The sequence below is a fragment of the Parasynechococcus sp. genome (assembly GCF_042954325.1).
Taxonomy (GTDB): Bacteria; Cyanobacteriota; Cyanobacteriia; order PCC-6307; family Cyanobiaceae; genus Parasynechococcus.
In genome coordinates, this window is record NZ_JBGKDS010000039.1 from 1 (window position 1) to 12626 (window position 12626).

At 61.6% G+C, this 12626-nt stretch carries 12 protein-coding genes and 1 tRNA gene; 6 read left to right on the top strand and 7 right to left on the bottom strand.

Translation table 11 applies throughout. The features are described 5' to 3' along the window. From psaB to ACGVKB_RS05910, 3 genes are all read left to right on the top strand, one after another. Positions 1-1731 (top strand): photosystem I core protein PsaB (gene psaB / locus ACGVKB_RS05900; protein WP_392350343.1); only part of this gene is annotated, 1731 nt, incomplete at its 5' end. 158 nt (positions 1732-1889) lie between these two features. Further along, complete coding sequence (locus tag ACGVKB_RS05905) at positions 1890-2882, top strand: helix-turn-helix domain-containing protein (protein ID WP_392350475.1); 993 nt, start codon at positions 1890-1892, stop codon at positions 2880-2882. Positions 2883-2967: 85 nt separating this feature from the next. Then, on the top strand, positions 2968-3684 hold the full coding sequence (locus ACGVKB_RS05910) for a DUF3598 family protein (RefSeq protein ID WP_392350344.1): 717 nt from the start codon (positions 2968-2970) through the stop codon (positions 3682-3684). Positions 3685-3706: 22 nt separating this feature from the next. On the opposite strand, the gene ACGVKB_RS05915 is transcribed toward ACGVKB_RS05910, so the two are convergent. The 3 genes from ACGVKB_RS05915 to ACGVKB_RS05925 all read right to left on the bottom strand — a co-directional run bounded on the left by ACGVKB_RS05915 (position 3707) and on the right by ACGVKB_RS05925 (position 7591). Next, complete coding sequence (locus ACGVKB_RS05915) at positions 3707-6841, bottom strand: efflux RND transporter permease subunit (protein WP_392350345.1); 3135 nt, start codon at positions 6839-6841, stop codon at positions 3707-3709. A 104-nt stretch (positions 6842-6945) separates the two neighbouring features. Beyond that, positions 6946-7437 (bottom strand): photosystem I reaction center subunit XI, encoded by a 492-nt coding sequence (locus ACGVKB_RS05920; RefSeq protein ID WP_392350346.1) that lies wholly within the window; start codon positions 7435-7437, stop codon positions 6946-6948. A 37-nt stretch (positions 7438-7474) separates the two neighbouring features. Then, positions 7475-7591: a photosystem I reaction center subunit VIII gene (locus tag ACGVKB_RS05925; RefSeq protein ID WP_392350347.1), complete on the bottom strand. Its 117-nt coding sequence runs from the start codon at positions 7589-7591 to the stop codon at positions 7475-7477. Between the two features lie 91 nt (positions 7592-7682). On the opposite strand from ACGVKB_RS05925, the gene ACGVKB_RS05930 reads away from it, so the two are divergent. Further along, positions 7683-8147 (top strand): HEAT repeat domain-containing protein, encoded by a 465-nt coding sequence (locus ACGVKB_RS05930; RefSeq protein ID WP_392350348.1) that lies wholly within the window; start codon positions 7683-7685, stop codon positions 8145-8147. Here ACGVKB_RS05930 and ACGVKB_RS05935 read toward each other — a convergent pair. After that, complete coding sequence (locus ACGVKB_RS05935) at positions 8105-9067, bottom strand: glycosyltransferase family 2 protein (RefSeq protein WP_392350349.1); 963 nt, start codon at positions 9065-9067, stop codon at positions 8105-8107. The genes ACGVKB_RS05930 and ACGVKB_RS05935 overlap by 43 nt on opposite strands. A 48-nt stretch (positions 9068-9115) precedes the next feature. Then, positions 9116-9844, bottom strand: a complete 729-nt coding sequence (locus ACGVKB_RS05940; protein WP_392350350.1) for an NlpC/P60 family protein — start codon at positions 9842-9844, stop codon at positions 9116-9118. Positions 9845-9861: 17 nt separating this feature from the next. On the opposite strand from ACGVKB_RS05940, the gene ACGVKB_RS05945 reads away from it, so the two are divergent. Beyond that, the gene (locus tag ACGVKB_RS05945) at positions 9862-10761 is read left to right on the top strand and encodes a serine hydrolase (protein WP_392350351.1); all 900 of its coding nucleotides are present in this window, start codon (positions 9862-9864) and stop codon (positions 10759-10761) included. 18 nt (positions 10762-10779) lie between these two features. On the opposite strand, the gene ACGVKB_RS05950 is transcribed toward ACGVKB_RS05945, so the two are convergent. Together ACGVKB_RS05950 and alr are read right to left on the bottom strand one after the other, a co-directional pair. Then, positions 10780-10868, bottom strand: a tRNA-Ser gene (locus ACGVKB_RS05950). A 37-nt stretch (positions 10869-10905) separates the two neighbouring features. Then, positions 10906-12045, bottom strand: a complete 1140-nt coding sequence (alr, locus tag ACGVKB_RS05955) for an alanine racemase (RefSeq protein ID WP_392350352.1) — start codon at positions 12043-12045, stop codon at positions 10906-10908. 74 nt (positions 12046-12119) lie between these two features. On the opposite strand from alr, the gene ACGVKB_RS05960 reads away from it, so the two are divergent. Continuing rightward, positions 12120-12626, top strand: coding sequence for an HNH endonuclease (locus ACGVKB_RS05960; protein WP_392350353.1), 507 nt, complete (start codon positions 12120-12122; stop codon positions 12624-12626).

The following is a 12626-nucleotide window of genomic DNA, read 5'->3' on the forward strand; positions in this document are numbered from 1 at the left end:
AAGTTCCGTCCTTCCCTGGCCTGGTTCAAAAACGCTGAATCGCGTCTGAACCACCACCTCGCTGTCCTCTTCGGCTTCAGCTCCATCGCCTGGACCGGTCACCTGGTTCACGTTGCGATCCCCGAAGCCCGCGGTCAGCACGTTGGTTGGGACAACTTCCTCAACGTTCTGCCTCACCCTGCCGGTCTTGGACCCTTCTTCACCGGCAACTGGGGTGTGTATGCCGAAAACCCCGATTCTCTGAATCAGGTCTTCGGTAGTTCCGAAGGTGCCGGCACCGCCATCCTCACCTTCCTCGGTGGTTTCCACCCTCAGACAGAAGCTCTCTGGCTGACGGACATCGCCCACCACCACCTGGCCATCGGTTGCCTCTTCGTGATCGCCGGCCACATGTACCGGACCAACTTCGGTATCGGTCACTCCATCAAGGAGATCCTCGAAACCCATAACCCCCCGAAGGGCACCCCCGGTGACCTCGGCGCTGGCCACAAGGGTCTCTACGACACCATCAACAACAGCCTGCACTTCCAGCTTGGTCTGGCTCTCGCCTCCCTCGGCGTGGTCACCAGCCTCGTGGCGCAGCACATGTACTCGATGCCGTCGTACGCCTTCATCGCGAAGGACTACACGACTCAGGCAGCCCTGTACACCCACCACCAGTACATCGCCATCGCGCTGATGTGTGGTGCCTTCGCCCACGGTGCGATCTTCTTCATCCGTGACTACGACCCCGAAGCCAACAAGGACAACGTCCTGGCTCGGATGCTCGAGCACAAGGAAGCGATCATCAGCCACCTGAGCTGGGTCTCTCTGTTCCTCGGCTTCCATACCCTCGGCCTCTACGTCCATAACGACGTTGTTGTTGCCTTCGGTACCCCTGAGAAGCAGATTCTGGTTGAGCCCGTCTTCGCCCAGTTCGTCCAGGCCGCTTCCGGCAAGGCGGTCTACGGCTTCGATGTTCTGCTCTCCAACGCCGGTGGTGTCGCCGCTAACGCCAACGCCGCCTACATGGATGGCTGGATGGGTGCCATCAACGGTGGAACCGACCTGTTCCTCCCCATCGGTCCTGGTGACTTCCTTGTTCACCACGCCATCGCTCTGGGCCTGCACACCACCACCCTGATCCTTGTGAAGGGTGCCCTGGATGCCCGCGGCTCCAAGTTGATGCCCGACAAAAAGGACTTCGGCTATTCCTTCCCCTGCGACGGCCCTGGCCGTGGCGGTACCTGCGACATCTCTGCCTGGGACGCCTTCTACCTGGCTGTCTTCTGGGCTCTGAACACCGTGGGTTGGCTGACCTTCTACTGGCACTGGAAGCACCTGGCCATCTGGTCCGGCAACGTGGCTCAGTTCAACGAATCCAGCACCTATCTGATGGGTTGGTTCCGTGACTACCTCTGGCTCAACTCCTCCCAGCTGATCAACGGCTACAACCCGTTCGGCAGCAACAACCTGGCCGTCTGGTCCTGGATGTTCCTGTTCGGTCACCTGGTTTGGGCCACCGGTTTCATGTTCCTGATCTCCTGGCGTGGTTACTGGCAGGAGCTGATCGAGACCATCGTCTGGGCTCATCAGCGCACGCCTCTGGCCAACCTGGTTGGCTGGCGCGACAAGCCCGTCGCTCTCTCCATCGTCCAAGCCCGTGTTGTGGGTCTTGCTCACTTCACAATCGGCTACATCCTCACGTACGCGGCATTCTTGATTGCTTCGACGTCAGGCAAGTTCGGCTGATGGTTCTCTGAACACGAGTCGTTCCTCGTTTCTCACCCCGTCCGCTCGTCGGACGGGGTTTTTTATTGGCGTCGCTTGTCTTATCTCAAGTCGTCAACGTGCAGCAGACCAGATGGTGCAATTTGCTTAAGATTCGATGAGTTCCGCGTTGGTTGACTGTGACGCCTGATTGGCAGGCTCTGCCTTCATCAACGTCGTGCCTGGATCGTTTGTTTAACAGCGCAGAAGAATGTGCTGCGCTGTGGCGGCAGCTTGGTTGTGATTACCACGTTGTTCAGATCTCCTCAGGCCCTCTGACGGGACGTCTGCGCATGGACCGTCAGCCCGGAATGGTGCTGGTTTCGATGCAGGCCAACCAGTCGTTACTGATCGAAGGGTCCCGTCATCCCAACTGGATCCCATTCACGATTGAGCACAGCACGAATTTTGCTGAGCACCGACATTTCGGAGAGCCGGTGATGCCCCATACGATGGGCGGCTTCAATACGCAGTTAAAAGAGTCTTTTCTTCGTACATCCCCTGGTGGTAATCACATTGGGGTTGTCTTAATTGACCGCTCGCGGGTTGAGGCATTGGCTCGACTGAGGTCAGGTTGTCGAATCCTGGATCGGATGTCGATACATAATTCAGCCATGTTGAGTTCGACGTCGCACGACCGTTTAAAGCGACTGATGGCTTTGCCAGACTGGCAAGGAAATGATGCACAACAGCCTTTTCAGGCTGATTTTCTTGAGGCTCAATTGATTGAAGATCTGGATTCAGAGAGTCATTCAACTTTGAGGCCGTCTGTTAAGACCCACCGCAGTGATCTTGTTAGCGATCTCGTGAGGTTGTCGTTTCAGAAAAGTACTGAGCCGTTGAGTCTCCTGACGCTCTGTCAGGAGCTCTTTACAACGAAGACAACCTTGACGGTGAGCTGTCGGGAAATGTTTGGTTACGGGCCCAGTGCCTTGTTGCGACGTGTACGGCTTCAGCAAGTCCATCATGTTCTGCGTCATCCTGAGCTTCGGCAGCAGCTTGGTTGCAGTGGTGTGCAAGATGTTGCGGGGCATTTTGGTTTTGTCAGCCGTAATCACTTCGCCAGTGCCTATCGAGAGTTTTGTTCTGAAGCTCCGAGCGACACCTTGGTTGCGGCGGTGAGTCGCAGCTAAGCCTTCCAGCGCCGGCGCCGGTTGGGCGATGAGGTCGGGTTGTCAGCGTGGCTAGCGTCACTCGGCAGTTCAGGCGGGACGTGCCTTGGGGTCGCAGTGGGACAACTTTCGGGTGAATCTCGGTGCCTGGCGTGGCAGCTTCGCCACCTACGACCACAGCCTTGTGTTGAAGGAGGAGCGACCGTCGCTGCTCACGTTGGAAGGGATCCACGGCGACACCATGGCGATGCTCACGCTCCAGCGTTGGGAGCCCGACCATGAGATGCGTCAGGTCATCAGCAGCCTGGGGCGACAGGCGGTCTTCTTTTCATCAGGCAGTTTCGGAAAGGGCTCCATGCAGGTGGCCCCAGGGGTTGTCTTCGGAGCTGAATATGGCTTTGTGCACGGAGATCGTCGGCACCGGCTGGTTGTCCTCACCGACTCGGCCGGTCGTTACACCCATCCGGTCCTGATTCGTGAATACCGCGATGGCACGGTGCAGGAGTTTCTCTCCCCGCTCACCAGCGAGGACTTGCTTGGCTCCTGGGATGGTTGCGAGGAAACGATGCTGGCCAGTTCCTATGAGCTCAGTTCTCTTCCCTGGTCGGGTGTCGTGACGCCAGAGATGTTGGTTGGTGTGTCTTTTCTGCCTGACGGCGGTGGCTTCCGCATTCCTGACCAGATCAGCCATCGGCAGGCGTTTTCGGTGGAAGCGTTCTGGTTGTCGGCGACTGACCGGCTCGAGTGGCTGATTCGTCGTTATGACGACGGCGGGGCTTGGTTGTCATCGCACCATCGCATCCTACAGCGACAACGGCCTTGATGGCACGATAAAGGTGTGAAATTCACACTTTATTGAGTGGATTTCGTGCTTTTGCGGGGTGCTGTTTGAGCAGCAGGTACATCGTTGGCACGACGAACAGCGAGAGCAGTGAGGAGATCAGCAGGCCGCTGAACACCACAGTGCCGATGCTGATTCGGCTGGCTGATCCGCTGCCCTGGGCGATCAGCAGTGGCAGAAATCCTGCAAGAGACGTCACCGCCGTCAGCAGAATCGGGCGCATGCGTTGCACGGCTGCTCCGTGAATCGCCTCCTTGACGCGCAGGCCGGCGTTGAGGCGCTGGTTGGCGAATTCAACGATCAGGATTCCGTTCTTGGCCGCCAGGCTGATCAGCACCAGCAGGCCCATCTGCCCGTACACATCAAGCGGCAGGCCTCGCAACCGCAGCCCGATCAGGGCACCCATCAGGGCGACGGGAACCGTGAGCAGGATGATCAGCGGATCGATAAAGCTCTCGTACAGCCCCGCGAGCAGCAGATAAACCACCACGACGCCGAGGCTGAACAGCAGCCAGGTGGTTCCAGCTGCTTTGCGTTCTTCTTCGGCAAGTCCGGTGAACGCCAAGCTGATGTTGCTGCCACCGACCCGCTCTCCCGCTTGCTCGAGGGATCGAATCGCCTCGCTGCTGCTGACCCCTGGTGCCGGCACCGCACTGATGCGGATCGACCGGTTGAGGCCGTAATGGTTAATGCTGTTTGCACCTTCAATGGCCTTGATCTGGGCGACATTGGCGAGGGAGACCAGCTCTCCCTGCCGGTTGCGCACCATCAGCGTCTTGAGGTCGTTGATGTCTCCGCGGTCTGAGCCCTCCAGTTGCAGCACGATGCTGCGGATGCGGTTGCCTTCGAAGGTGTCATCGATATAGCGCCCGCCGATGGCGGTGCCGATCTCCCGAAGGGTCGCCCCGTAGTCCAGATCCAGAGCGGCCACCAGATCTCGGTCCAGCGTCAGGTCCCAACGCGGTGAGCTGGCATCAAAACGTGTGCCGACCCGCTCGAAGCGGCCGCTGGATTGCACATCGCCGATGAATGACTGGGCAACGGCTTCAAAGGCACCGAGGTCAAGCCGTCCACCGCTGCGGTCCAGCAGTTCCATCTGCAGAGCGGAATCACTGCTGAACCCCCGAACGGTCGGTGGTGTTGTGACCACGACCCTGGCATTGCCGATGGCCGCCCGCAGCTTCTCGTTCAGACGTTGTTTAATCGCTTCGCTGCTCTGGGCGGCACCGGGACGCTCCGCCAGGGGGGTGAGCCGCAGATAAAACGAGCCTCGGTCTTCTCCGCTTTGGCCAAACGAGTTGCCGGCATAGAAGTTCCCGCTGCGGATCAGGGGTTCTTCGGCGACCACTGTTCGGATCTGATCCATCACCGCCACCGTGCGTTCGAGGCTGGCCCCATCCGGAAGCGTGAAGAATCCACGAATTTGCCCTTGATCCTCGTTTGGAATAAAGGCTGTGGGGATTGTGGCCAGCCCGGTTGTGGTGGCCAGCAGGGCCACCAGCAGGATCCCCAGCATCCAACGACCGTGGCGCAAGCTGTTGTTCAGCACTCGGCTGTAGGCCTGTTGCAGTCGCCCGATGCCGTTCCGCACTGCCGTACTGATGCGTTGGAGCGGTGCTGGCAACCGTCCGCCCTGGGGGCCCAGCACCTGAGCGCAGGCCATCGGTGTGAATGAGAGGGCATTGATGGTTGAAAACAGGATCGCTCCTGTGATCGCAATCGCAATGGGCTGGTACAGCCGGCCGATCGAGCCGGGAATCAGCAGCGCCGGCACAAACACGGCAGCCAGAACCAGGGAGGTGGCGACCACGGCGCCGGCGAGTTCGGCCATGGCGTCTTCCGCGGCCTGCTGGGGCCTGGCACCACGTTCGATTCGACCGGCGATGTCTTCACTGACGACGATGGCGTCATCAACGACGATGCCTGTGGCCAGCACAAGACCGAACAGGATCAGGCTGTTGATGCTCGTGCCGGTGAAGCGCACGATGATCAGACTTCCAATCAGCGCCACGGGGACAGCGATGCCCGGAATCATCGCCAGGCGCCACCGCCCCAGAAACAGCAGCAGGACCGTCAGCACCAGCAGCACCGCATCGCGCAGGGTGCCGATCGTGCGATCGAGATTGTCCTGAACGCTGTCTGCCACATCAACGATCACCTGCATGTCCATCCCCGGTGGAAAGCTGGATTCCAGGCGTTCAAGGGCGGACATCACGCCTCGGCTGACGGCCAAGGCATTCGCCCCATCGCGTTGGTAGATGCCGACGGCGATGGAGCGTTCGCCCTCGAGATTCATCGCCTGGCGTCCGTAGTTGCGTTGACCGAGCACCACGCGTCCAACGTCTTTCAGGCGCAGGATCCCGCCCTCGCCCAGTGGTCGCAGGATCAGATTCTCAAAATCGCGTTGACTGTGCAGGCGTCCATCGGCATCCACCGGCAAGGTGATCAGCGTTCCTGCGCTGGAGGGTGCTGCTCCCACGCTGCCAATGGCGGCCAGGACGTTTTGTTCTGCCAGAGCTCGGGCGACATCGCCCATGGTGAGATTGTTTTGCGCGAGTCGTTGCGGGTCCAGCCACAATCGAAAGGCGAGATCGCTGCTGCCGAAGATCTGCACATCACCGACCCCAGGGGTGGTGAGCAGCGCGTCCCGCAACGCCTGATCCAGCCAACTCCCGAGGTAGGCCGGTCCATAGAGGCCGTCCTCATGGCTGAATCCGAGGATCATCAACAGATCGTCGGAGGAGCGTCGGACGCGCAAGCCTTCGCGGCTGACCGCCTGCGGCAGGCGCCGGGTTGCCAGATTGACTTCGTTCTGAACCTTGATGGCGTTCAGTTCCGGATCCCCGTCCTTGAAGCGCAGGCTGATTCTGGCTCCGCCCTGACGGCTGCTGGAACTGATGCTGTCGAGTCCTTCCAGTCCCTGGAGTTGCTTCTCCAAGACCGCCGTCACGCTCTGTTCGACGACTTCAGGCGCTGCCGCAGGAAAATTCGCACTCACGCTCACGCGTGTTGGCGCGAGCTGCGGAAGGTCCTCCAGGCCAAGTCCAGCCAGCGCTGTGAATCCCGCAAGCAGGATCAGCACGCTGCAGACGATGGTGAACACCGGCCGCCGCAGAAACGGCTGGGAGATTGAGCGCAACAGGGATCCGGGGAATCAGCGGAATCCTGACAGCAGAAATCCCCTGGGGCACCTCAGTGCACCAGGGGATCGGTTGAATCAATCCTGAGTATCAGTGACTGAACTCAGCCCACGCTCCAGACGCCACCGGCGATTTGAACCAGCGGAGCAACGATGGTGGTGCCGCAGAGGAACCAGGCAAAAGCTGCACCACCGCAACCGCCAAGCCAGAAACCGCTGGCGAATTCTGCCCAACCTGCTTTGGTGAACAGGTCAGCAGGGGGGTTGTCGATCGTGGCATCAGCGGGCTGGACATTCGGTCCATTGCCTGCGGTGCCGTAGATCGACAGGCAGACCGTGAGGATCGACACCAGGCCGATCGTGGCCAACAGACCTGCATTGGTGGCGAACTCGCTGGCACGCAGCGGACCGCAGATGGTCAGCGGCCCATACAGGAAGAAGCCGTGGGCCATGCCAATTTCCAGTCCCCGACGGTTGGGGGACAGGGCAGGGCGGTAGGCGGGAAGTCCGTTAAGGAACGCTTTGGTGAACGCATTGCTGTTCACCGGAGTGGCCAGGTTGCCGACGGTGGGGTCGGCGACGGGGGTCACGGTCATGGTGGTGATGAACGGTGGGAAAGGGTGGCCAGCGACCTCAGTCGCGGGCTTCGATCACGTTGAACAGCAGGGTCATGGCCACGGCCGGACCCACAATTCCCACGAGGGGGACGAACACCGAGGGCATCCAGGCAGCGACAAAGTCTCCGGTCATGGCGACGGCCAAAACATCCGCCGTTACTGTAGGGACCACACTTCTGATGGCTCGCTCAGCGCCGTGCCGGCGACATAAAAGTTCAATCCATATGAATTCCTTTTTCGTTGCCATCCCCGCCGGTCTGATCGCCCTTCTCCTTGTTTTGAGGGGGCGTTCGGTCAAGCCGATGCTGTCGAGCACCGATGCCGATGGCATCGCCGCACTCAATCGTCAGCAGTTGTCTCTGGTCGTTTCAGCCGAGGCTGATCCGAAGCCCGAGCAGGCGGAAGCTGACGCGTGGGAGGTCCCTGTCACCCAGCGCGAGCGTCTAGCCCTGAACCAGCGCTTGACCCAGGCCATGAACGCGGGGCCGGAGGATCGGCTTGAGGCGGTACGACTCGCCGATCGCTGGGGTGTGACGTCGGTCCTTCCGATTCTTCGCCGTGGCCTCCGCGATAGCGATGCCCGCGTGGTGGAAGCTGCAGCCTCTGCGATGCAGCGCTTCCGTGGTGCCACCAAACGGCCGGAGCCTCAGACCGCTCGCTTGCCGCGCAATGTGGCGCGGATGCGATAGATCGGTCGGTCCTGACTTTCGTGATACGTGCGGATCTGCAATTCACCCAGCAGCCCGAAGCAAAACAGCTGAATGCCGGCCAGCCCTAACACCACCGCCAGGGTGAGCAGGGGACGATTGCCGATGTCGCCGCCCATCAGCTTGACGGCCAAGAGATAACTGCTGGCCACCAGGCTGAACAGGATGGCGACCAACCCCCCGAAGCCGAACACGTACATCGGCCGGGTCAGGAACCGCTTCATGAACCACACCGTCAGCAGGTCCATCAGCACCCGAAAGGTTCGGTCGATGCCGTATTTGCTGCTGCCGAACTGACGGGCACGGTGGTTCACCTTGACCTCAGTGATCCGGGCACCCTCGATAAAGGCGAGGGCCGGCAGAAATCGGTGGAGTTCCCCGTACAGGCGCATGTCCGAGAGCACATCACGGCTGTAGGCCTTCAGGGAACAGCCGTAGTCGTGAAGCCGCACGCCCGTGACACGTCCAATCAGTCGGTTGGCGATCTTGGAGGGAAGCTTGCGTTGTAAGGCGGCGTCCTGGCGTTGGTGACGCCAGCCGCTCACAAGGTCATAACCCTCCCGCAGTTTGGCCAGCAGCATCGGGATGTCCGCTGGATCGTTTTGCAAGTCGCCGTCCAGGCTGACGATCACTTCGCCCTGGGCTACATCAAAGCCGGCGGCCATGGCGGCGGTTTGCCCATAGTTCTTGCGCAGCAGGACTCCGACGAGCTCTGGCACCGTCTCGCAGAGCTCCTCCAGCACAGCCCCGGTGCGGTCGCTGGATCCGTCATTCACCAAGACCAGCTCGAAGCGCTCACCGGTGGGTCGGAGCGCCGCCAGCAGTTGCTCCACCAGATGGGGCAGGCTTTCCTCCTCGTTGTAAAGCGGCACCACCACCGATAGATCCAGGGGTGCGCTCATGCCGGCATCAGAAGATCCGCTCAACTTAATCGGGCTGGTTCGGCGGCCTCACGGCAGGTGGTTTCCGTCGTGGCAGCGCGTGATGCGGCCTGCACCACGCAGCTCCCGGCGGTAATGAGCGGCCACCGGGTGACTGTCGCTGGGGTGGATGCTGTCAACGCCGATGCCGTTGCGGCCGTGGTCGCGGCCGGAACTGTGGCGGTAGCGGCCCTGGCCGAGGTGGATGCCGACATGGGTGCAGCGTCGTGCCGTGCCGAAGAAGAGCAGGTCGCCTGGTTGAAGCAATCGGGCGTCGCCCGGGCGGACCGCCACAGGGGTGCAGAAGCGTTCCTGCTGATAGGCGTCTCGGGGAATCCAGATGTCCTGGCTGGCAAAGGCTGTTTGCATCAGGCCCGAGCAGTCCATGTTCGGCGGGGTTGTCCCGCCCCACAGGTAGGTGTTCGCGTGCTGTTGTGCCTTGTCTGTCCAGGCCAGCACGGCAGGCAGACGCTGTTCGATCTGGGTCCGATCGAGCAGGCGTGGTTGCCATGGCCCACGTTCGACGGCGCGGCCGACCACCGCATCAAGGGACAGCCAGCAGCGGTAGCCGTCTTCGAGCAATTGCACCCTCAGCCGCTCGTTGTCGCGGCCAAGGATGCGAAATCCGCGGCCGGCACAGGCCTGCGTGGCTAATCCATCGCCCCTGGAGCGGGCAAAACCATCGACATCCCGTTGAAGTTCCCAGCAGCTTCCCGGCTGGGTTAACTCACGGGCCAGCAGGGTGCTTAGGGTCGCCATGGCCTGAAGCATGCACCATGGCGTTCTACCGCCCCGATCCCGCTATGGAGGCCCGCCTGGCCTCGGTCCTGGATCGGTTGGATGCCGAAGGGCGCCCCGGATTGCGCAACAGCCTTTCGGTGACCTGGGTGCGCTACGAGGAGACCGCGCCGCAGGCCGGTCAGGGGAGTGGGGCTGCATGGAACGAACAGCGTGTTCATTACCCGGCGAGCGTGGTCAAGCTCGTCTACGCCGTGGCCGTGGAGCAGTGGTTGCAGAAGGATCTGATCCCGGACAGCGATGAATTGCAGCGCGCCATGCGCGACATGATCGGCGACTCCAGCAATGACGCCACCGGCTTGATCGTTGATCTGCTGACTGGCACCACCAGCGGTCCGGAGCTGGATGCCCTCGGCTGGCCCTCCTGGCAGCGTCAGCGTCGGTTGGTCAATGACTGGTTGACGACGCTGGGATGGCCGGAACTGGACGGGTCCAATTGCTGCCAGAAGACCTGGTCGGACGGGCCTTACGGGCGGGACAAGCTGTTCTATGGCGCCGATAACGGCAACCGCAATGCGCTCTCCACAGCAGCAACGGCCCGCTTGCTCGAGGCGGTGATGACCGGTGCGGTTGTCTCGCCTCCGGCCTGTCGTCGCTTGCGCGATTTACTCGATCGATCCTTGGATCCGGATCAGCGCAAGGCCGATCCGGAGAATCAGGTCGACGGCTTCCTGGGCGAAGGCCTCCCGGATGGATTCAGGTTGTGGAGCAAGGCGGGATGGATGAGTCAGGCCCGCCACGATGCGGTGTGGTGTCAGAGCCAGGCTCCCGACAGCTCACCCGTGCTGATCGTGGCCTTTGCAACTGGGCCCGATCGGGCCAAAGATGAAACGCTGATGCCCGAACTTGCCCGGGCTCTCACGGCGATCACTGAATGACATTCAAGTGATCTGGAACGGAGAGGGAGGGATTCGAACCCTCGACAGAAGTTGCCTCCTGTAACTCCTTAGCAGGGAGCCGCTTTCAACCACTCAGCCACCTCTCCAGCGGCGGCGCCATCCTATCAACTCCAGGGTCTGCCGTCAGATCTCGATGCGGGGCAGACGTCGTTTGAAACCGCAGAGGATTTCCCAGGGGATCGAGTCACAGCGCTCGCTCCAGTCCTGCGGAGAGATCGTTTGCTCGCCGTCTTGACCCAGCAGCGTGACGATGTCGCCCGGGAGCACTGGACCCGCATCGGTTGCATCGACGAGCAGCTGGTCCATGGTGATCGCCCCCACCTGCGGCAGCCGTTTTCCCCGATGCAGCACATCGATCCGGTCGCTGAGGGCACGCACCACGCCATCGGCATAGCCGATGGCAACAACGGCGAGCCGGGTGGGCCTTTGGCTGATGAAGCGTCGCCCATAGCTGGCGCTGACCCCTGCGGGGATCGAGCGCACGAGGGTCACCCGTGCTTTCACCGTGAGTGCTGGCTGCAGCTTCAGGGTGTCGGCCAGGTGGGGCGCTGGAGCTTGACCGTAGAGGGCCAGTCCCACCCGGACCATGTCGTGGTGGAGGGCACGGCTCTGTAGGGTCCCGGCCGAATTCGCCAGGTGGCAGCACAACTCGTGTCCCCGCTGGGGGAGTTGATCGAGCACGGAGCAAAACCGTTGATGCTGCTGGCGTGTGAACGCCCCGTCATCGCCATCGGCTGCGCCGTCGGCACAGGCCAGATGGCTGTACAGCCCGCTCAGTTGCAGGTTCGCCTGACTGCGGATCAGCTCCACCAGGCGGGCGCCGTCGTCCCAGGCACAGCCCAGTCGAGCCATGCCCGTATCGAGCTTCAGCTGCACGGGAAAGCGCCGTCCGCTGTCCCGTGCAAGGGCCTCACACAGCTGAATGTCGTCGGCCGTGCTCAGCGTTGGCATCAGGCGCCAGTGCAGGCAGTGCCTCAGCTGTTCCGCATCGGTGAGGTTGCCGAGCAGCAGAATCGGCACCTCCAGTCCGGCTCGGCGTAGTTCCAGACCCTCGGAGAGCGTGGCGACGCCCAGGCTGCTTGCTCCCCCCTGCAGGGCCGCACGGGCCACACTCTCCGCTCCGTGTCCATAGCCGTCGGCTTTGACGACGGCCATCAGGCTCGTTCCCGGTGCGAGGTGACCGCAGACGGCACGAGCGTTGCTCTCGATCGCCCGCGGGGACACCTCGACCCAGGCGCGCTGGCGAGGATCCAATGCCGTCATTGGGGTTTGGTGATCTTGATCACCAGAGGACTCTGTCGATGCTCGTTAGCATGACTGTCTTACCTGGAGCTGGCATGGGCCAGGTTCTCGTTCTCAATGCGTCCTACGAGCCCTTGAACATCACCACCTGGCGCCGGGCCATGGTGATGACGCTCAAAGGCAAGGCCGAAGGCTTGGAATACGACGCCAAACGCGAGATCCGGCGCGGCACGCACCCGCCAACCGTGATTCGCCTCAGGCAGTACGTCAAGATCCCGTACCGTCAGCTGCCGTTGACGCGCCGCAACCTGTTTCAGAGGGACCACCACAGCTGCCAGTACTGCGGCACCAGCGGCGAGCAGCTCTCAATGGATCACATCGTTCCTCGCAGCCGTGGGGGAGGCGATACCTGGGAGAACGTCACCACGGCTTGTCTGAGTTGCAATGTCCGCAAGGGCAACCGCACGCCCAAGGAAGCGGGCATGCCCTTGCGTCATGTGCCCCGTCGGCCGATCAGCAGTCTCAGTTTCGAGGCTTCACGGCAGATCCATGCCGGCCATCACCGCGAATGGGCGAAGTATGTGATCGGAAGCGACGACTGA

Bases quoted from the DNA above. Each gene is read 5' to 3' on its own strand.
- ACGVKB_RS05960 (WP_392350353.1), top strand. From the start codon at position 12,120: ATGGGCCAGGTTCTCGTTCTCAATGCGTCCTACGAGCCCTTGAACATC.
- ACGVKB_RS05940 (WP_392350350.1), bottom strand. From the start codon at position 9,844: ATGGCGACCCTAAGCACCCTGCTGGCCCGTGAGTTAACCCAGCCGGGA.
- ACGVKB_RS05920 (WP_392350346.1), bottom strand. From the start codon at position 7,437: ATGACCGTGACCCCCGTCGCCGACCCCACCGTCGGCAACCTGGCCACT.
- ACGVKB_RS05945 (WP_392350351.1), top strand. From the start codon at position 9,862: ATGGCGTTCTACCGCCCCGATCCCGCTATGGAGGCCCGCCTGGCCTCG.
- ACGVKB_RS05935 (WP_392350349.1), bottom strand. From the start codon at position 9,067: ATGAGCGCACCCCTGGATCTATCGGTGGTGGTGCCGCTTTACAACGAG.
- alr (WP_392350352.1), bottom strand. From the start codon at position 12,045: ATGACGGCATTGGATCCTCGCCAGCGCGCCTGGGTCGAGGTGTCCCCG.
- ACGVKB_RS05930 (WP_392350348.1), top strand. From the start codon at position 7,683: ATGAATTCCTTTTTCGTTGCCATCCCCGCCGGTCTGATCGCCCTTCTC.
- ACGVKB_RS05925 (WP_392350347.1), bottom strand. From the start codon at position 7,591: ATGACCGGAGACTTTGTCGCTGCCTGGATGCCCTCGGTGTTCGTCCCC.